We start from the raw sequence: 20,011 nt of genomic DNA, 5'->3' as shown, positions 1-20,011 counted from the left end.
TCCATGTCACTTCGTGTGAGTGTCCCCGTGTCCGCCCTGTGCCCGGGAGGCGTGATGAGCCAGCAGCCGGTCCTTCTCCCCTACTCCGACCCGGCCTTCGTGACCGACCCCTTCCCGCTCTACCGGCAGCTGCGCGAGGACGGCCCGGTCCGGCGCGCCGTCATCGCGGGCGGCCTGGACGCCTGGCTGGTCACCCGCTACGACGACGGGCTCGCCGCCCTGTCCGACCCGAGGCTGAGCAGCGACGTCCGTGACGCGTCCGACCGCCGCCTCATGGAGCAGCTGCCCGAGTTCGAGCGCGAATCGATGATGAGCAACATGCTGCGCTCCGATCCGCCCGACCACACCCGGCTGCGCCGGCTGGTCTCGAAGGCCTTCACGGCGCGCCGGGTCGCCGGGCTGCGGCCGCGGATCCAGGAGATCACCGACCGGCTGCTCGACGAGGTGGCACCTGCGGGCCGGGCGGAACTCGTCGGGGACTTCGCGCTGCCCCTGCCGGTCATCGTGATCAGCGGGCTGCTCGGTGTGCCGGTGGACGACCAGTACGACTTCCAGCGGTGGACCGACGACATGCTGCTGCGCGGCGAGCGGATGCCGGACCCGGTGGTCGTGAACGAGGCGTGGCGGAAGATGCGCGCGTACCTCACGACGCTGCTGGATTCCAAGCGCGCCCGGCCCGAGGACGATCTGCTCAGCGCCCTGATCAGCGCCCGCGACGAGGAGCAGCGGCTGAGCGAGGACGAGTTGATCTCGATGACGTTCCTGCTGCTGGTGGCCGGGTACATCACGACGGTCAACCTGATCGGCGGGGGCATCGCCGCACTCCTCGACCACCCCGACCAGCTGGAGCTGCTGCGCAACGACCCCGGTCTGCTGCCCGGCGCGATCGAGGAGTTCCTCCGCTATGACGGTCCGGTCAGCCCGGGCATCGCCCGGTTCGCACGCGAGGACGTCGAGATCGCGGGTGTGACCGTGCCGCGCGGCGCGACGGTCCTCATCGCCTCCGCGATCGCCGACCGCGATCCGGCCCGGTTCACCGAACCCGACCGGCTGGACCTCGCCCGGCAGGACAACGGCCACCTGGCCTTCGGGCACGGCATCCATTACTGCCTGGGCGCCCCGCTCGCCCGCCTGGAGGGCCAGATCGCCATCGGCACGGCCCTGCGCCGCCTCCCGGACCTGGCCCTCGCGGTGCCACCGGCCGAGCTGACCTGGCGGCCCGGCGGGCTGCGCGGTCCGGTACGCCTGCCCGTCACGTTCACGGCCGCCGACGGGGCGGGCTGAGCAGCCGGCAGGCCGCCTGACACCCGGTCAGGCGGCCTGCCCGCCGGGCTAGAAGAAGCCCAGCTTCTGGGGTGAGTACGACACCAGCAGGTTCTTCGTCTGCTGGTAGTGGTCCAGCATCATCTTGTGCGTCTCCCGGCCGATCCCCGACTGCTTGTAGCCGCCGAAGGCCGCGTGTGCGGGGTAGGCGTGATAGCAGTTCGTCCAGACCCGGCCCGCCTGGATGGCGCGGCCCGCGCGGTAGGCCGTGTTGATGTCGCGGGTCCACACGCCCGCGCCGAGGCCGTACGACGTGTCGTTGGCGATCTTGATCGCGTCGTCGAAGTCGTCGAAGGACGCCACCGAGACCACCGGTCCGAAGATCTCCTCCTGGAACACCCGCATACGGTTGTCGCCCTCGAAGATGGTGGGCCGTACGTAGTAGCCGCCCTTCAAGTCACCGTCGAAGTCGGCGCGTTCACCGCCCGTGAGTACTTTCGCGCCTTCCTGCCTGCCGATGTCGATGTAGGACAGGATCTTGGTCAGCTGCTCGCTGGACGCCTGGGCGCCGATCATCGTGTCGGTGTCGAGCGGGTGCCCGGGCTTGATCAGCTCGGTGCGGGCGACCGCCGCCGCCAGGAAGTCGGGGTAGTTGCCGCGCTGGATCAGGCCCCGGGACGGGCAGGTGCACACCTCGCCCTGGTTGAGCGCGAACATCGTGAACCCTTCGAGGGCCTTGTCGCGCAGCTCGTCGTCCTTGTCCCACACGTCGTCGAAGAAGATGTTCGGCGACTTGCCGCCGAGCTCCAGCGTGACCGGCTTCAGGTTCTCCGCCGCGTACTGGAGGATCAGGCGGCCCGTGGACGTCTCGCCCGTGAAGGCGACCTTCGCCACCCGGGGACTGGAGGCGAGCGGCTTCCCGGCCTCGGGGCCGAAGCCGTTGACGATGTTGAGCACCCCGGGCGGGAGCAGGTCGGCGACGAGGCTCAGCCAGTAGTGGATGGAGACCGGGGTCTGTTCGGCGGGCTTGAGGACGACCGCGTTGCCCGCGGCGAGCGCGGGCGCGAGCTTCCATGTCGCCATCAGAATGGGGAAGTTCCACGGGATGATCTGGGCGACCACACCCAGCGGCTCGTGGAAGTGGTAGGCGACCGTGTCGTCGTCGACCTCGCTGAGGGAGCCCTCCTGGGCGCGCACGGCACCGGCGAAGTAGCGGAAGTGGTCGATGGCCAGCGGGATGTCGGCCGCGAGGGTCTCCCGCACCGGTTTGCCGTTCTCCCAGCTCTCCGCGACCGCCAGTGGCTCCAGGTGGGCCTCCATGCGGTCGGCGATCTTCAGCAGGATGTCGGAGCGTTCGGTCGCCGACCTGCGCCCCCAGGCGGGTGCGGCCGCGTGCGCCGCGTCGAGCGCCAGCTCCACGTCCTGGGCGGTGCCGCGGGCCACCTCGGTGAAGGGCCGGCCGTTCACCGGGCTCGGGTTCTCGAAGTACTGCCCCCTGACCGGGGGCACGTACTCGCCGCCGATGAAGTGGTCGTAGCGGGGCTGGTAGGAGACGATCGCGCCCTCGCTTCCGGGCGCCGCGTATCGGGTCATGCGGAACTGGCCTCCTTCAGCAGCGCTGCCCGCCGTTGGGCAGCTCTGCCACGGACGGTAGGGAGGCGGACGTTGCAGGCACGTTGCGGCCGCCGTCAGCCGTACCGGCGGGCCGTCCCTGGCGGGCGTCCCCGGCTCGGCGGCGCCGCCAGTTCCGACTCGAGTGCGGCCAGGCGGGCCCGGGTCGCCGCCGTCGGCCGGGCCGAGGCAAGCGACCGCCACACGTCCAGATCGTCCTCGCCCCAGGGCGCGTGCGCCCAGTCGGCCAGCAGGTCGGGATCCCGGCAGGCGATCAGTGCCGCGCGCAGACCGTCGGCGAGGCGGCGCCTGAGCCGTACGATCTCCGGTGCCTGCGAGGTGGGCAGCAGCGGGCCCGCGTAGGCGGTGAGGGCCGCCGTGACCGCGCCGGCCGCCAGCCGGCGTTGCACGACGGCGGCGTCCGAGGCTACGGGCACCGTGAGCCGGTACGGGCGGGAGGCGAGCAGTCCGGTGCCGAGCACCTGGCGCAGCCGGGCGAGTTCCGCGCGCAGCGTCACCGGGGTCACCGACTCGTCCTCGTACAGGGCGCACAGCAACTCGTCGCCGGTCAGGCCGTCGGGGTGGCGGGAGAGGAGCACGAGGATCTCGCTGTGCCGGCGGCTGAGCCTGAGCCTGCGGCCGCCCGCCGTCAGCAGCGCCTGGTCGCGTCCGAGCGCCGTGAGCTCGGGTTCGCGGGCCTCGGGGCGCCGCGGTCCCAGCAGCGCGAGCTGGGACTCGGCCGCCCGTGCCACGGCCCGGACGAAGCCCAGGCTGTGCGGGTGCGCGAGTCCGTCCCCGCCGGTGATGTCCACCGCACCCAGTACACGCCCTGTGCGGGGATCGTGGACGGGGGCGGCAGCGCAGGTCCACGGCTGCACGCGCCGGGCGAAGTGCTCGGCCGCGAACACCTGCACCGGGCGGTCGACGGCAACTGCCGTGCCCGGCGCGTTCGTTCCGACCGCGCTTTCCGCCCACCGCGCGCCCGGTACGAAGTTCATCCGCCCCGCCTGTTCCAGCGTCGACGCGTGCCCCTCGACCCACAGCAGCCGGCCCTGCGCGTCGCACACGGCCAGAAGATGCCGGCCGTCGCAGGCGAACGTGCCCAGCAGCTCCCGGAACAGCGGCATCACGTGGGCCAGCGGATGCTCGGCGCGCAGGACACCGAGGTCGTCGTCGGTGAGTTCTATGTCGGCGGTGCCGTCCGGGCGGACCCCTGCCCGCGCCGAGCGCCGCCACGAGTCGGCGACCACATCGCGCACCGGACGCGGGACCGTGCCGGCCTCGGTGAACATCTCGTGGGCACGGTGCAGCGCCCGGACGCGCTCGGCGGGGTCGGCCCCCGGCTCCAGAGCCACCCAGGGATCGGTCAACGGAACCTCCCTCGGGACGATGCGCTGGGGACATCGTCGCTGCGGGGGTGCGCGTCGACAACCGTTTCGACCGGGTGCGGGAGTTCCGCGCCCTCCCCGTGCCCCCTGCCGGGCCGCCAAGCGGATCGCCCCCCTACCCGCCCCGGGGTGTCCGCTGAGCGGACGCGCCTGACCGGTTATCGCTCTTGACAGGACATCGACATCTGACTCAGCATCAGGCGCACACAGCACCCGCACGGCTCTGGCACCACCTGATCCAGGCATCGATCGACTCCCCTCATCGACGAGAAAGTGCGGCTCCCCACATGACACATCCGAGATCCAGCCTGCCCACGACCAGCTCCGCACGTCTGGCCGCCGTGGCCCTCGCGGCCGTGGCGGGACTGATCGCCGCCTCGCCGGCCGCCACGGCCGCGCCCGACCGGATCGGGGCGGGCGCCACCAGCGCCGGGACCCTGGCGGCACCCGACATCCCGCTCGCCAACGTCAAGGCACACCTCACGCAGTTCCAGTCGATCGCCACCGCCAACGGCGGCAACCGGGCTCACGGCCGCCCCGGCTACAAAGCCTCGATCGACTACGTGAAGGCCAAACTCGACGCCGCCGGCTTCACCACCACCGTCCAGCAGTTCACCCAGTCCGGCAGCACCGGGTACAACCTGATCGCCGACTGGCCCGGCGGGGACCCGAACCAGGTCCTCATGGCCGGCGCCCACCTCGACTCGGTCTCCTCGGGCGCCGGGATCAACGACAACGGCTCCGGCTCCGCGGCCGTACTGGAGACGGCCCTCGCCGTCTCCCGTGCCCAGCTCCAGCCCACGAAACATCTGCGCTTCGCCTGGTGGGGCGCCGAGGAACTGGGGCTGATCGGCAGCAGGTACTACGTGAACAACCTGCCCGCCGCCGAGCGCGCCAAGGTCTCGGGGTACGTCAACCTGGACATGGTCGGCTCCCCGAACCCGGGCTACTTCGTCTACGACGACGATCCGGCGATCGAGAAGGTCTTCAAGGACTGGTACGCGGGCATCGGCGTGCCCACCGAGATAGAGACGGAGGGCGACGGCCGCTCCGACCACGCGTCGTTCAAGAACGCCGGCATACCCGTCGGCGGTCTGTTCACCGGCGCCAGCCGTACCAAGACGGCGGCGCAGGCGGCCAAGTGGGGTGGCACCTCCGGTCAGGCGTTCGACCGGTGCTACCACTCGTCCTGCGACTCGACCACGAACATCAACGACACCGCACTCGACCGCAACAGCGACGCCCTCGCCCACGCCGTCTGGACGCTGGGGACCTCGGAGCCGGTACCGCCCGGCGACTCGTACGAGAACACCGCCGACGTCGCCGTCCCGGACAACGGGGCCGCGGTGACCTCGGCCGTCACCGTCGCCGGACGCACGGGGAACGCGCCGGCGGCGCTGCGGGTCGGAGTGGACATCAAGCACACCTGGCGCGGTGACCTGGTCGTCGACCTGCTGGCGCCCGACGGCACGGCCTACCGGCTGAAGAACTCCAGCGGCTCCGACTCCGCGGACGACGTCGTCACCACGTACACCGTCAACGCGTCCAGCGAGACGGCGAACGGCACCTGGCGGTTGCGGGTGCAGGACGTCGCCTCGAGGGACACCGGCTACATCGACAGCTGGAAGCTGACCTTCTAGCCGCTCCGGGGCCGTGTCAGGGGGCGATGCCGACCCCCTCGACACGGCTCCACGCCCTCTCCTGCCCGGCGGTCAGGGCCGGCCAGCTCCAGCCGCCCGGCCGTGGCCTGACCCGCGAGGCGTAGGAGGACGGCCGGTACTCCGGGTCGTAGTAGCAGCCGGTGCCGTACCCGCGGTCGAACGCGGCGCAGGACGCGGCGATCGACCGCGCCGTGGGCTTCCTGCCGGTGCGCTCCCAAGTGTCCAGAACGCTGAGGGAGTTCGCGTGCTCGGAGTCGCTGAGCGCGCTGTGCTCGCGTTCGTCCGTGTACGTCTGCACCAGATTCCTGCCCCGGTGGGCGCCGGCGAGGGTGTCACGGTAGGCGGCCTCGTGCTCGACGAAAGCGGTGGGGTCGCCGATGGCGTGGAGGGTGAGGACCGGGATGCTCACCTTGCCGGTGAGGTCGCTGTCGTAGGACAGGTCGCGCACGGCCGTGGGGTCGGCGGAGAACCGCTCGACACCGGCGTTGAGAGCCGTGTCGTCATGCGAACCGGAGTACCTCACACCTTGTTGGTGAAGGGATTACGGTCACCGAGTCGCTTGTGCACGATGTCCCGGAAGGTGAAGACCGCGAAGCGCAGATGTGACTCCAGGGTGCGTTCCGGAATCCGCGTCCGAGGTCCTCCGGCTGGCCGGTCTCGCCGGGCAGCGCTGTCCGTGCTCCGGTTGCCACGTCCTCCGGCACCGCCTCGGTCCGGGGCGCGAGCCCACAGGTGCCGGACCTCGACACACCGTCCCGCGCTGTCAGTTGCACCGCGCCCCGGCCGTCCGCGTCCTGATCCGCCGCCATCACGCGCCGCGGGCCCGCTCCCGCTCCCCTCGCTCCCCGTCCGCCCCCACCGGTCAGCGCCCATCAGGCGTCTGCCCCACCTCGGCCGTGAGGCCGGTGTTGCGGGCGAGGTGCCACCGAGGGAGACCCGTGGCGGAACTCCCGTGCCGCGGCGGCCTTCGCGGGCCGGCCCGCCGTTTGCCCGGCGACACCATAGGTGCGGGCCACCGAAGAAGTCTGCGTCTCGGAGGACTTGTGCGCGCAGGTGCCTCCCGAAGGTGGGCGTACCCATGACGGCGGCGTCACCACCCCCGCCGTCGACGGGCCGGCCGTTCACCACCGGGAAGATCTGCCGACCGGGCCGCGCGCATCCGGGCGGCTCGGCACGCGCGCGCACGGCACGTGAGTTCCACCGCACGCCTCCCGCGGCCCGCTCTGAAATGGCGTGCGGGAGCGGATCGGCTTCCCCGCTGATGGGCGCCTGGTCCGGGCCTGCCGGGCGACCTGACGGGATGCATCCGAACGCCAGAAGGTTGCCTCGATCGGCTGAGGTTTCCGTCACATCAGAAGTGACCGGTTCCGCCTGGTTCTGTGTGGAGACTTTGCGAAGGACGCTGGTAATTTGAGAGCGGCGCGATACCCCGCGAGGCCGGGGAGGGGGAGTCGGGATGTGCCGCCGCTGCTGCGGCAACACATCCAACCTCGTACGACTGTACGGTCTGCCTGCGCGAGCAACATGGAGTGCGGAGGGAGGCACAGTCGTGGCCCAGGGAGGGCAGGGGGGACGCGATCAGGCTGGTGACGAGGGGCCCGTGGAGCCCGACGTCACCATGCAGTTGAAGGTCCCGGCGCCACCGCGGCCCGCCGCGGACGAGACCATGCAACTGCGCATACCCGAGGGTGAGATACCCGACGGCTCCGACAAGTCCGCCGCATCCGGTACATCCGCTTCCACCTCCTCCGCTTTCACGACTTCCGACGAGCCCGACCCGGCCCCCGACGCGCCCGGCATATCCGGCAAGTCCTCCCGTCGCCGCCGCAAAGCCCCCCGCCCCTCCCCCGCCGCCCGCGTCGTCGCGGTCCTCGGCCCCCGGCTCGCCCTGGTGCTCGGCCCCCTCGCCGCCCGCCTCGGCCCCTACGCCCGCCGGCTGCGCCCCCTGTATCCCCGGCCGGGCCGCACCGGGTGGCGCCGCTGGATACCCTCCTGGCGGCAGAGCCTCGGCGGCTTCCTCGCCTCCCTCGGTCTGAGCACCCTCTTCCTGGTCGTCGCCTACGCCGCCACCGACATCCCGGACAACCTCAACACCTACGCCACCCAGCAGGACAACGTGTACTTCTGGGCCGACGGCACCCCGATGGCCCGTACCGGCTGGGTGCAGCGCCAGGCGATGCCCCTGAAGGACGTCCCCGAGGACGTCCGCTGGGCGGTGCTGGCCGCCGAGAACGAGAGCTTCTACAGCGACCCCGGCATCTCCTTCAAGGGCATCACCCGCGCCCTGTTCCGCACCCTCGGCCGAGGTGACACCCAGGGCGGCTCGACCATCACCCAGCAGTACGTCAAGAACGTCTACCTCAACCAGGACCAGACACTCACCCGCAAGTTCACCGAGGCGATGATCGCCCTCAAGCTCGACAACAGGATGAGCAAGGACGAGATCCTGGAGAGCTATCTCAACACCAGCTGGTTCGGACGCGGCACCTACGGGATCCAGCGCGCCTCGCAGGCCTACTACGGCAAGGACGTCAGCGAGCTCAACGCCAGCGAGGCCGCCTTCCTCTCCTCGCTGCTCAAGGGCGCCGGCCTGTACGACCCCACGCTCAGCAAGGCCAACCACGACCGGGCCGTCGAGCGCTGGTCCTGGATCCTCGACCGTATGGTGGCGATCGGCAAGCTGTCGCCGCAGGAGCGCGCCAGGTACAAGACGTTCCCCGAGCCGCTGAAGAGCAACCCGCTGTACGACACCGGCGAGCAGAGCGACTACCTGGTGCAACTGGCCTCCCAGTACGCCAAGAAGACCGCACGCATCTCCGACAAGGACTTCGACCTCGGCGGCTACCAGATCTACACGACCTTCGAGAAGCACCGTGAGGCCCAGCTCACCGAAGCCGTCACCGAAGCCCGCAAGCAGGCCAAGGAGGACCACCCCAAGCTCGCCGGGACCGCCCACTACGGCGCCGCCTCCATCGCCTCGGACGGCCGGATCCTCGCCGTCTACGGCGGCCCCGACCACCGTAAGCAGGGTTACAACGAGTCCAACGCCACCACGGTGCCCGCCGGTTCGGCGTTCCTGCCGTTCGTCTACGCCGCCGGCCTGGAGCACGGCGTACGCAAGACCCGCGACGGCGAGGTCACGCCGGTGACCGGGGAGACCCTCTACAACGGCGACGACGGCGTGCCCGTCACCACCCCCGAGGGCCCGTACTGGGACCGCAGCGGCCGCAAGGTCGCCGCACGCAACGACGGGGGCAGGTCCTACGGGCAGATCTCCCTGCACCAGGCGCTCGCCCAGTCCGTCAACGCCCCCTTCATGCAACTGGGCATGGACACCGGCCTGGAGAAGGTGCGCTCCACCGCGGAGGCGTCCGGGCTGCTGTCCTCCAGCATCGGCGCCCAGGTGCCCACCCTGTCCACGGGCAGCTCCACCCCCAGCGCCATCCGCATGGCCAGCGGTTACGCCACCTTCGTCGCCGACGGCGTGCACACCGAGCCGTACTCGGTGCGCAGGATCACCCACAACGGCGACAAGGTCGCCCTCGCCGCCGCTCCCAACCGCCGCGCGATGGGCGCCGACACCGCCCAGGAGGTCCAGTCCGCCCTGGTCGACGCCTTCCGCACCGCCCACCCGGACGCCGCACCCGCCTCCGCCGAGGTCGCCGGGAAGGTGGGCACGACCGAGGACGACACCGCCGCCTGGTACGTCGGCAGCGCCAAGAAGGTGGCCACGGCAGTGGTCGTCTACCGCATCGACCTGAACAAGAGCCTCGAACCCCTGCCGCTCCAGGGCCTGGACGGGACCGCAACCGAAAGCGTCCCGTACGGCATCTGGTCACGTGCCATGAGTCCGCTCGACTGATCACCGCGCGACACCGGCACCGCTCCAGCCCTGTCCCCAAGAGATTGAGCCGCAAGATGAAACAGCCGTCGGGCCGCCGCCGCAAGGCCCGAGCACCCCGCCGCCCCGCCGCCCGTCCGCAGTTCATCACCCTCGCGGCGTTCCTCGTCGTGACCTCCCTCGTCGGCGGGTACCTGGTGCTCTCCCACACCGGCGACACCGCCTCGACCGCGGCCGCCGAGGACCACGCGCGGCAGAACACGGGCTCGCGGGCGACCGAGGAGCCGGCGTGGGACGGGAAGACCAAGGTGCTCGGCGACGGCTCGACGTCCTACACCGGCCCGCAGAAGAACCAACTGAAGCCGGTGCCGCTCAAGCCCGGTGAGAAGCCGCCCCAGTTCGTCGTCTTCTCCTGGGACGGCGCCCTCCAGGGCGACGACGAGCTCTTCTCCCACTACCGGGAGATGGCCAAGGAGTACAACGCCCACATGACCTTCTTCCTCACGGGCATCTACGTGCTGCCCAAGAGCAAGAAGGACCTCTACGCGCCGCCGCAGCACCCCAAGGGCACCGCGGCCATCAGCTTCCCCACCGACGAGCACATACGCACCACTCTGGAGCAGCTCGGCGGTGCCTGGGAGGACGGCAACGAGATCGGCACCCACTTCAACGGCCACTTCTGCGGCGCCAAGGGCGGCGGCGACTGGAGCGTCGAGGAGTGGAAGAGCGAGATCGACCAGTTCTACGACTTCGTGGAGAAGTGGAAGACCAACACCGGTTACACGGATCTCGACCCGCTGCCCTTCGACATCAGGAAGGCGGTCACCGGCGGCCGCGCACCCTGTCTGGAAGGCCAGGAGAACCTGCTGAAGGCGGCGAAGGACTACGGCTGGCGCTACGACGCCAGCTCGGCGGGCGACTTCCAGATCTGGCCCACGAAGAAGAACGGCATCTGGGACTTTCCCCTTCAGATGCTCCCGTACGAGGGCGGCAAGTACCAGGGCCTGTCCATGGACTTCAACTTCCTCTACAACCAGTCCGACGGGGAGACCGACGGCGATCCGGCCATGTACCCGCAGTGGCAGCAGGAGACCATCGACGCCTACATGGCCGGCTTCAACCGCGTCTACTTCGGCAGCCGGGCACCGCTGTTCATCGGCAACCACTTCGAGGAGTGGAACGGCGGCATCTACATGAACGCCGTCGACGAGGTCATCAAGACCGTCTGCACCAAGAAGGACGTCAAGTGCGTGTCCTTCAAGGAGCTCGCCGACTGGATGGACGTCCAGAAGCCGGCCACGCTGGAGCGGCTGCGCAGCCTGGACCCGGCGCAGTCACCGGACTGGTCCACGGTCGTGCAGTGACCGCCGCCGCCCGGCACGGCCGGGCGGCGATGACAGTCCGGTAACTCCGCCCGGTTCGGGACGCAACCCCCTTCACACTGGCCGCATACGCCATGCAAAGATGCCGCTTACCTCGGCATACCTCCGCCGGGGGAAGAGGGGAACTTCAGTGAAGTCAAGGAAATTGAGCCGTACGCGGCGTCGCGCGACGATACTCACGGCGGCCGCCGCATCGGTCGTCGCGGGTGCGGCGCTGCTGCCCAGCTGGAGCGCGGGCGCGTCCGCCCCGGCCGAGCCCGAGGTGGACGCCCAGACGAAGGCCACGTTTCAGCGACTGGCCGACGCGGTCTTCACCGACCGCACCAACGCCCTGGTCGACAAGCCCCGCAAGGGGAAGAAGCCGCTGATCGACGGCTTCTCCGGCGAGGTCGCGCTCTCCTCCGGTGCCGCCCGCACCGAGGACGGCGCCGTGGACCAGCTCGGCGACCGCAAGGACGGGCTCGCCCGGCTCGGCGAGAAGTACAGCGCGGCGAGCACCTCCGTCACCCTGAACCACACCAGCGTCAAGGGCCGCAAGGCCGTCGTCCAGGTCACCGAGACCACGACGCTGACGTATGAGAAGGTCCGCGGCGACGAGCCGGGGACGACCGGGTTCGAGGCGCACCACGAGCTGACGTTCAAGGCCGACCGGGACGGCAACTGGCGGCTGACGGACATCCGTGAGTCCGAGGACGGCGGCCTCGCGATCAACCAGACGGCCACGCCGAGCGTCGCGGCCGCCACCAAGGCCAAGGCGGGCAACACGACGCCGTCGGCTCCGCGCGCCGCCACCACGCGGCCCGCGCCGTCCAACCCGAAGAACTTCACCGCGAGCGGCTACGACTACAAGGCGATGGCCGCCTACGCGGAGAAGTACTGGAGCAACTACAACCCGGCCTACCCGAACTTCAACGGGCAGGGCGCGGGCGGTGACTGCACCAACTTCGTCAGCCAGTCCCTGAAGGCGGGCGGCTGGAAGCACGTGCCCGGCTACGTGTACGACTACACCAGGTGGTTCGGCACCGCCGACATCCAGTCGCACTCGTTCGTCGGCGTCAACGAGTGGTCCTGGTTCGCGCAGAACTCCAAGCGCACCACGAGCCTTGCCAACGTCTACCAGATGGACGTCGGCGACGTGCTCCAGGTCGACTTCGACAAGGACGGGTCCAAGGACCACACGATGATCGTCACGTACCGCAGCCGGCAGGGTGTGCCGTACCTGACCTACCACTCGACCAACACGTACCGCCGGTCGGTGGCCAGCATCATCGCGTCGTACCCGAACGCCGCGTACTACGCCTACCGCACCTGATCGGCGTCGTCCACCCCGTTCCGCCGCTCCTGCCCCTCGGGGCCGGGGCGGCGGTCCTGTGCTGAAGCACGATGGTCGTCACCATCGGGCGTCCCTGGGGTGCGGCGTCAGCACGGCAGTTGTCGGGTGCCTGTGACCGAGCAACTCAGCTGTCGCATCGGAGACTTCATGCCCAGCGGCTAGGAGTCCAGGGAGACGGCGTTGCGCCGGGTCTCCGTGAGGTGGAGGTCGATGTACCGCGTGAGGATCAGCGCGTCCTGCGGCTCGTCGGCCTGGAAGGTGACGCGACGCAGCAGGCTGACCCCGTCGAGCGCGACGCCCTCACGGGCAAGGACGAAGAGGAGCGCGAGGAAGGCGGATCGGGCGTTGCCGTCGTCGAAGGGGTGGAAGAAGCACACGTCGAGATAGGCACGTGCGGCCCGGGCGGTGAGGGGAAGGGGCCGCTCGGTGTGGCGCGCGCTCTCGGCCAGGCAGGCGTCGAGCTGAGCTCGGGTGTCCGGGCTGATGCCATAGCGTTCCCTGCCGTGCTTGGCGAAGGCCGGCAGGTCGCGGAACGGCGGCGGCTGCGGTGTGCCCAGAACATGCTGCTGCCAGCGCTGGAGCACCTCGAAGTCGAGCAAGGCGCCGCGCGCCGCGTCGGCCCGCAGCAGATCCAGGGCGACGAGCAGGCCTCGTGCACGGGCGGGATCCAAGGCGCCGTCGAAGGCGCGTATGTCCTCCGCCGCGCCGTCACCCGACGGGGCCACCGGTTCGTCCCCGCCGCCGTCCGGGGCGTTGTGCCAGGGTACGGTCGCGCGCACCGCGAGCCAGCGGTGGAGGTGGTCAGGCACGGGCCCGGCGGATCGTGCCCCGTCGTCCGGCCGCAGCGACAGCGCGAGCCGCTCTGCGACGTCCTCGACCACCACCGGGTCAGGGCCGGTCCAGCTCTGGAACCTCCCTCCGACCGCCTCGTCGACCAACTCCTGCGCGAGGTCGGGTGCGACGCCCCAGCGGCTGAGGAACCAGGTGAGCACTTGGCGGCAGTGTCCGTGCCAGCCGCTGCCGCAGCCGGTGCGGCCGGTCACCTGCAGGATCAGGTTCCGGGCGGCGCGCTCCCACAGGATCCGCTGGTCTTCGACCTCGGTCAGGTCCAACGGGTACGCGTCGAACCACGCGGCGAGACTCTCCAGCCACCCGCGCCACTCGCACAGCGCCGCGACGACAGCGGCGAGCGTCTCCTCAGGGGTGGTGATCGAGTCCCGCGGGCAGCACCAGTTTCCCACCGGACCTCCGTCGAAGTCGCCTTCGTCGTGCGCCCAGCGCCAGCCCACGGTCCAGCGGCCGTAGTGCTCAGCGAGGGCCTGCGACATGGCGTCGGCCCAGAGCTCTGCCTCGCCCCGGCACCAGGCCCACATCGCCGGGTCACCGAAGGGGACGTCGGGGCGGTGGGGCACCCGCCGAGCAGGCCCGAGCGACCGCACCACCTGCGGCGCCGACGCGCTGTCGAAGAAATAACGGGAGGGATCCACATCGCCCCAGGCCAGAAAGCTGGGAGCCAGCTCGGCAATCACCGCCCAAGCCTGCCACGTCCATCCGGCTGTGGTTCAAGCGAATTACCGCAGGACCGAGAAGCGTGCGGGAGGCTCTGCACGGCAAGTGTGGCACTCGAAGGGCCGCAGCCCTGCACGAGCCTGCCCCGCAGTCGGTCAGATCCGCGTCACGGGCCCCGCGCCGGCCGTGGGTCAGAGGTCGAAGTCGATGTGCTCCACGTCCGTGAACTCGACGTCGAGGCCGTGGGCTCGCCGGTCGCGGTCGCGGAAGTAGATCTCGCCCAGGCCCTCGGCGGCGATGTGGCGCAACTGCTGCTCGGTGGCGCCCTGTTCCTGTGCCTCGAAGAGGCGTGCCGCGTACGGGGGCGGCAGGGCCACGGTGAGGTGGCGCAGCCGGGCGTCGTCGGTCGTGCCGGGAGCGGCCGTGTATCCGAAGCGGGCACGGGTGTCGATGACGATGCCACCGGTGCTGGCCGCGGTCTTCCGGGCCCGGGCCCGGATCTGCGGCTGCCACCGCTTCCTCACCTCGCCTTCCAGCCGGTCGGCGAGGTCCCTGCGGGGCCTTTTGATCTGATCCCTCACATACCGTTCCACGGTGCGCTGTGTGATGCCCAGCAGCTCGGCCACCCGCCGTGTCCCCTTGAGCTGTTTGACGAGGTACCGCATCTGCGCGCCCGCGCTCTTCGGGACAGGGCGTGTGAACGCCTTCTGCAGCGCGGCGTCGAGGCCGTCACCGACCGTGTCCATCTGCCCTCGTCTCCTACTCTCCGTCGTCCTTGGCGGTGACCTCGCCGGTCTTGACGTACCGCGCGAGGTTGAGGAACTGGCCGTGCCGTTCGCGCACTTCCTCCGCCCACAGGGTGGTCTGCGTGCCCTCGTGCTTGACCATGCCGGGCGAGACCCCGAGCCGGAAGCTGCCGGGCACGGTCCTGCCGTCGGCGTCGTAGGGCAGGACGTCCAGCGGCGAGGGACCGTCGGCGGCGTACACGGCGCAGTCCGACAGGATCGCCACCGGGTAGCGGCCGGTGGCCGCGGCGAGCGCGACCGTCTTGCGGTGCATGTTGACCCGGGCCCGCGAGATCACCGCCGCGCGGATGTCGGGGCGCCAGGTCGGCCGGGCGAGGGCCGGCCAGGCCTGACCCGGTCTCCAGCCGCCGCCCCGCGCCCGCTCACGCAGCTTGCCGATGCCGCCCTTCACCGTGGACTTGACCGCGTCCAGGACGATCGCCATCTCGGGGTCGCGCCGCCGGTAGCCGTCCATGGCCTTCAGGAACTCCTCCGGCGGCAGTTTCTCGCCCACGCCCAGGTCCGCCATGGTGTCGACGTAGGCGTTGCGCAGCCGCTTGTACCAGGCGTCCAGGAACTTGCCCTTCTCGCGGCGCACCCAGGCTTCCAGCGGGGCGACGTCGTAGCCGAGCTCCACCGCGTACGCCACGGTCGGCGTCGCGTACCAGGCCGGGCCCGTCGGGCGCTCGCCGGTCGGGGTGAACGGGCTGGGCAGCAGGTCGCCTTCGAGGTGCCGCCACTGCTTGCCGACCAGGACGCGGGAGAGGTCGACGTGGGAGAGGTCGACCAGCCACGCGCCGGGCAGGCCCGCGTCGAACTCGGGTCGGGTGACGTGCACCGGCGGCTGGGCGAGGCCGACCACGACGCCGTTCGCGGCCGCTCCGAAGGCGAGGTTGACGTCGATGCCGACCAGGTGGCGCCGCATGCACTCGGCGTCGGTGAGCTCACGCGCCCAGTCGTAGGCCTCCTCGAACAGCATCTCCTCCGGGCCCCGCTGGTGGAAGCGAGGCAGATCCTTCAGCAGCGGATGCCCGTCGGGAGCCTCGCACGGCGCGCAGTCGATCGCGTGCTCCCCCAGGGAACCGGGCCGGTGTTCCTTGTGCCGCCTGCCCGTCTCGTCCGGGTCGCTCGCGCGAGTCGGCGGGTTCAGGGCGGTCATCAGTTCCAGACCGGTGACGGCGGTGGAGCCGCGCGGCGTCATCACCCGGCGCGCGTAGGTGCCGAGCAGACGGGCGAGTTCGGCCGGGGGCAGCTGCGCGGCGTCGCCCCACGTCCGCGTGTCGAGGGCGTGCCATGACGGGAGGCAGAGCTGCACGCACCGGCGCCGGCTGCCCTGCGCCGGGCGGTAGATCCGGGCCCACGGGCCGAACCCGCGCCTGGTGAGCCGCCACTGCGCGCGGTCGAGTTGCTTGAGGACCTTGTGCCCGTCCGGGAGCCGCCCGGCGAGGCGGTCGGCGTCCGGCAGCGTCGCGGGCAACCCGTACCGCCTGCACGCGGCCTCGGTGAGCACCAGCAGCGGATCGGCGTCCTTGCCGGACCCGTGCAGCTTCTCCGCCCCGAGCCGTGCCTCCGTCAGGGTCCACTCCAGCAGCGCGGGCAGCGACTTGGCGGGCACGTCCAGCACCAGTCCGCCGACGCAGTACGCGGTGACCTGCCGGTCTGCGCCGGCGTCGAGGACGGCGAGGGGACCGTGCGCGAAGCGGCCTTCGGTGCCGTTCTCCGAGTCGGGGGCCGGGCCGGCGGCGGCCTTCTTCGTACCCGTGCGAGGCGACGAGGGCGCCGCCTTCGCCGGGGAGGGTGATGTGACCTGGGCAGGGGCGCGTGGAGGCACTGGGGCGGCGGAGGCGTGCTGCGCGGGAGCCGAGTCCTGCGACGGTGGCGCGACGGCGCTGTCCTGCGGCCGCGTGGTGCCCGATTCCTGCGGCGGCGTACTGGTGTCGGGGTCGGCGGAGGTCTGCCGGGCAGGGGCCGTCTCCTGCGGCGGCGCGGCGGCGTCGGGATCGGCGGGGTAGAGCTCCGCGAGCTGCCTGAGCAGGCGGGCGTAGGCCTCCCGCTCCGGCGGCCGGGGCTCCGTCCGGCCCGCTTCCCAGCCGCTCAGCGTCGCCCGCCGCACTCGCAGAGCCCCGGCCACCTCGTCCAGCGTCAGCCCGTGCGCCTGACGCAGCCGCTTGCGCTCCGCCGGGGGCGGCAACGGGGAGCGGGACGCGACCAGGGCGTCGACCGCGTTGAACAGCTCGGACATGGTGCACCTCCTGTGGCGTCACCCTAGCGCGCGGCGCACCTTTGCCGTACTGACCGCGTACGGATGGCGTTCATCGCACCGGTGGCGTCACGCGGACGACGCAGCACGGGCACTGCTCCATGGCGGCCTCACGTCTCCTCCTCCATCCGGATCGCCGACTTCAGGTCCGCGAACGCCTTCTCCCGGTCACCGACGTTGGACTCGACGAGCGCGTTGGCGATGGCGTCCAGCTTGCGCTGGACCGCCCGCTCCGCCCGCTGCTCGGAGTTCTTCAGCAGGGCGAGCAGCAGCAGGGTCACTGCCGTCATGCACTCGCCGGCGAAGACCTTCCACTCCAATGCCGCGCCGGACACATGGGTGACGACCACTCCGGCCACCAGGGCCAGGCAGAGTAGATGGAAGGCCGGCGAGCTGGTGAACAAGGACGCCGCCTCGGCGAATCGTTCGAACGGGCCACGCTTGCCACCGCCACGGTCGGCAGGGTGCTGCAGTGCCATGTCGCCACCTTTCGTCGATGTTCAGGAGTGGAGCTTCTTTGCCGAAGCGGCAACCGGACTCGCGTCCGGCCGGCCGCCCGCCGAGGATCACCGTTCAGTGCCCACGGCCGGGGCACGGCAGCGCCACCGGCCGTTCCCCAGCCCAGGGAGGATCCATGACACACACGATCACCACCGACCTCGTTCACCGCCTGGTGCCCTCCCCCGCCGGCCGGATCCATCTCGTGGAGCAGGGCAGCGGTCCGCTGGTCCTGCTCGTACACGGCTTCCCGGAGTCCTGGTACTCATGGCGCCACCAGTTGCCTGCCCTGGCCGCGGCCGGCTACCGCGCGGTCGCCGTGGACGTCCGCGGCTACGGACGCTCCTCCCGGCCCGAGGCCGTCGACGCGTACCGGATGCTGGAGCTCGTGGCGGACAACGTCGCCGTCGTGCACGCCCTGGGCGAGCCGACGGCGGTGATCGTCGGGCACGACTGGGGCTCCGCCATCGCCGCGAACTCGGCGCTGCTGCGCCCCGACGTCTTCCGTGCGGTCGGGTTGCTCAGCGTGCCCTACGCCCCGCGCGGCGGACCCCGGCCGAGCGAGGGCTTCGCGCAGTTCGGCGGGGAGGACGAGGAGTTCTACATCTCGTACTTCCAGCAGCCGGGCCGGGTGGAGGGCGAGATCGAGCCCGACGTCCGCGGCTGGCTCGCCGGCTTCTACGCCGCACTCTCGGCCGAGACCATGCCCGCGCCCGGGGCGCCCGCCCCGCACTTCGTCAGCCGTGGCGGGCGCCTGCGTGACCGGTTCCCGGCCGGCCGGCTGCCCTCCTGGCTGAGCGAGCGCGATCTGGACTTCTACGCCGGGGAGTTCGAACGGACCGGCATGACGGGGGCGCTGGCCCGCTACCGCAACGTGGACCGCGACTGGGAGGACCTGGCCGACCACGACGGTGCCCCGATCACCCAGCCGTCGCTGTTCGTGGGCGGAACCCAGGACGTCTCCACAGGCTGGATGGCCGACGCCATCGAGGCGTTTCCGGCCACCCTGCCCGGCCTGGTCTCCTCACGCATGCTCGACGGCTGCGGTCACTGGATCCAGCAGGAACGCCCCCAGGAGATCAACCGGCTGCTGACCGACTGGCTCACGGGCCTGCCCGCTTGACCCGACGCGAGTTCGGGCGCGCGCCGGCCTTCGTGAGGCGCCGTCCGAACGGGCCCGGTGCCCGCATCCCGGCGATCGGGTTTCCCTCACCGGGGCGAGTGGGAACTCGTGCGCACGTCCGGACCCGTACGGAAGGCAGGAGGCCGACGTGACCGACCCGCAGCACGCTCGCCAGAACCCGGTGACCCAGCACCCGACGCCGGAGTTTCCGGCGCAGGACCAGCCGCACCCCGGGTGGACCGGCCCCATGGACCCGCCCCCGGACCACGGTGAGGAGTCCTACCGAGGCTCCGGCCGCCTGACCGACCGCAAGGCCGTGATCACGGGCGGGGACTCCGGCATCGGCCGGGCGGTGGCGCTCGCCTTCGCCCGGGAGGGCGCGGACGTGCTGTTCACCCACCTTCCGGAGGAGGAGAACGAGGCGCGTGAGACGTCCCGGCTGGTGGAGGACGCCGGCCGGAAGGCGGTCGCGGTCTCCTGCGACATCCGTGAGGAGGCGAACTGCCGGGCGCTGATCGACCGTGCGGTCGCGGAGTTCGGCCGCATCGACGTCCTGGTCAACAACGCCGCCTACCAGATGTCGCAGCCGGACGGGATCGAGGCGATCTCGACCGAGCAGTTCGACCGGGTCATGCGTACCAACCTCTACGGGATGTTCTGGCTGACGAAGTTCGCCGTGCCCCACATCCCGCAGGGCGGCAGCGTCATCAACTCCACGTCCGTGCAGGCGTACAAACCCAGCCCTCACCTGCTGGACTACGCCATGACCAAGGGCGCGATCGTGACCTTCACGCAGGGCCTGGCCCAGATGCTCACGGAGCGCGGGATCCGGGTGAACGCGGTCGCGCCGGGGCCGGTGTGGACGCCGCTGATCCCCGCCACGCTGCCCGACACGGTGGAGTTCGGCAAGCAGAGTCCGCTGGGCCGCCCGGCACAGCCGGCCGAGCTGGCACCCGCGTACGTCTATCTGGCCTCCCAGGAGGCGAGCTTCGTCACGGCGGAGATCCTCAACGCCACTGGGGGCACACCGCTGCCCTAGGGCTCCGGGGGACCCCGGGGAGAGGTTCCGGGGCGCACGGGGCGCGGTGAAAGCAACGGAATGAGGCACACCGATGAGTGAGCAGACACCGTCCCAGGCCGAAGGCGAGCGGGACGACGAGATGGACTCCGCAAGGACCCGCGACCCTGGCCGGCGTGCCACCGATCCGCCCCGGACCACTCCCTCCCAGGCGGAGGGGGAGCGCGACGACGACGAAGAGCTACCGCTGCCGCACACAGGCGGGACGAGGCAGGTCGGTCGCCGGCAAGGGTGAGGGGAGGAGGCGGCGGCCGTCACGGCCCCGCCTCCCTTCCCGTC

The 20,011-nt window shown here is 71.1% G+C and carries 14 protein-coding genes and 1 pseudogene; 8 read left to right on the top strand and 7 right to left on the bottom strand.

Features of this window, described 5'->3' with window-relative positions; all coding sequences use genetic code 11:
* The first annotated feature begins 54 nt into the window (after positions 1-54).
* A complete protein-coding gene (locus tag ACIHCM_RS09755) occupies positions 55-1,284 on the top strand; it encodes a cytochrome P450 (RefSeq protein ID WP_399891823.1) in 1,230 nt (409 codons plus the stop codon).
* Between the two features lie 48 nt (positions 1,285-1,332).
* Here ACIHCM_RS09755 and ACIHCM_RS09750 read toward each other — a convergent pair whose 3' ends face one another.
* Together ACIHCM_RS09750 and ACIHCM_RS09745 are read right to left on the bottom strand one after the other, a co-directional pair.
* Positions 1,333-2,856, bottom strand: coding sequence for an aldehyde dehydrogenase family protein (locus ACIHCM_RS09750; protein WP_399891819.1), 1,524 nt, complete (start codon positions 2,854-2,856; stop codon positions 1,333-1,335).
* A 95-nt stretch (positions 2,857-2,951) separates the two neighbouring features.
* A complete protein-coding gene (locus tag ACIHCM_RS09745) occupies positions 2,952-4,244 on the bottom strand; it encodes a GAF domain-containing protein (RefSeq protein WP_399891816.1) in 1,293 nt (430 codons plus the stop codon).
* A gap of 305 nt (positions 4,245-4,549) precedes the next feature.
* On the opposite strand from ACIHCM_RS09745, the gene ACIHCM_RS09740 reads away from it, so the two are divergent.
* On the top strand, positions 4,550-5,902 hold the full coding sequence (locus tag ACIHCM_RS09740) for a M28 family metallopeptidase (RefSeq protein ID WP_399891813.1): 1,353 nt from the start codon (positions 4,550-4,552) through the stop codon (positions 5,900-5,902).
* Between the two features lie 16 nt (positions 5,903-5,918).
* Here ACIHCM_RS09740 and ACIHCM_RS09735 read toward each other — a convergent pair.
* Positions 5,919-6,556: pseudogene (locus tag ACIHCM_RS09735) on the bottom strand (hypothetical protein); the annotation flags it as partial.
* Between the two features lie 985 nt (positions 6,557-7,541).
* Between ACIHCM_RS09735 and ACIHCM_RS09730 the strand changes: the two are divergent.
* From ACIHCM_RS09730 to ACIHCM_RS09720, 3 genes are all read left to right on the top strand, one after another.
* Positions 7,542-9,785: a transglycosylase domain-containing protein gene (locus ACIHCM_RS09730; RefSeq protein ID WP_399892201.1), complete on the top strand. Its 2,244-nt coding sequence runs from the start codon at positions 7,542-7,544 to the stop codon at positions 9,783-9,785.
* Positions 9,786-9,841: 56 nt separating this feature from the next.
* Entirely contained in the window at positions 9,842-11,128 is a 1,287-nt protein-coding gene (locus ACIHCM_RS09725; protein WP_399891810.1) for a hypothetical protein, read from the top strand.
* 148 nt (positions 11,129-11,276) lie between these two features.
* The gene (locus ACIHCM_RS09720; RefSeq protein WP_399891808.1) at positions 11,277-12,458 is read left to right on the top strand and encodes an amidase domain-containing protein; all 1,182 of its coding nucleotides are present in this window, start codon (positions 11,277-11,279) and stop codon (positions 12,456-12,458) included.
* Positions 12,459-12,637: 179 nt separating this feature from the next.
* Here ACIHCM_RS09720 and ACIHCM_RS09715 read toward each other — a convergent pair whose 3' ends face one another.
* The 4 genes from ACIHCM_RS09715 to ACIHCM_RS09700 all read right to left on the bottom strand — a co-directional run bounded on the left by ACIHCM_RS09715 (position 12,638) and on the right by ACIHCM_RS09700 (position 17,512).
* Positions 12,638-14,008 carry a Fic family protein gene (locus ACIHCM_RS09715; protein ID WP_399891805.1) on the bottom strand — a complete coding sequence of 457 codons (1,371 nt, stop codon included), beginning with the start codon at positions 14,006-14,008 and terminating at the stop codon, positions 12,638-12,640.
* Positions 14,009-14,179: 171 nt separating this feature from the next.
* Entirely contained in the window at positions 14,180-14,734 is a 555-nt protein-coding gene (gene tpg / locus ACIHCM_RS09710; protein WP_399891802.1) for a telomere-protecting terminal protein Tpg, read from the bottom strand.
* A gap of 13 nt (positions 14,735-14,747) precedes the next feature.
* On the bottom strand, positions 14,748-17,015 hold the full coding sequence (gene tap / locus ACIHCM_RS09705; protein ID WP_399891800.1) for a telomere-associated protein Tap: 2,268 nt from the start codon (positions 17,013-17,015) through the stop codon (positions 14,748-14,750).
* A gap of 128 nt (positions 17,016-17,143) precedes the next feature.
* A complete protein-coding gene (locus tag ACIHCM_RS09700) occupies positions 17,144-17,512 on the bottom strand; it encodes a hypothetical protein (protein ID WP_399891797.1) in 369 nt (122 codons plus the stop codon).
* 155 nt (positions 17,513-17,667) lie between these two features.
* On the opposite strand from ACIHCM_RS09700, the gene ACIHCM_RS09695 reads away from it, so the two are divergent.
* From ACIHCM_RS09695 to ACIHCM_RS09685, 3 genes are all read left to right on the top strand, one after another.
* A complete protein-coding gene (locus ACIHCM_RS09695; RefSeq protein WP_399891794.1) occupies positions 17,668-18,654 on the top strand; it encodes an alpha/beta fold hydrolase in 987 nt (328 codons plus the stop codon).
* A 148-nt stretch (positions 18,655-18,802) separates the two neighbouring features.
* A complete protein-coding gene (locus tag ACIHCM_RS09690; protein WP_399891792.1) occupies positions 18,803-19,693 on the top strand; it encodes an SDR family oxidoreductase in 891 nt (296 codons plus the stop codon).
* A gap of 73 nt (positions 19,694-19,766) precedes the next feature.
* On the top strand, positions 19,767-19,967 hold the full coding sequence (locus ACIHCM_RS09685) for a hypothetical protein (RefSeq protein ID WP_399891789.1): 201 nt from the start codon (positions 19,767-19,769) through the stop codon (positions 19,965-19,967).
* Positions 19,968-20,011: the final 44 nt, after the last annotated feature.

This window comes from Streptomyces sp. NPDC052023, from assembly GCF_044548465.1.
Classification (GTDB): Bacteria; Actinomycetota; Actinomycetes; order Streptomycetales; family Streptomycetaceae; genus Streptomyces.
Note: the sequence above shows the minus strand (reverse complement) of the source record. Positions and strands in the feature narration are given on the sequence as shown.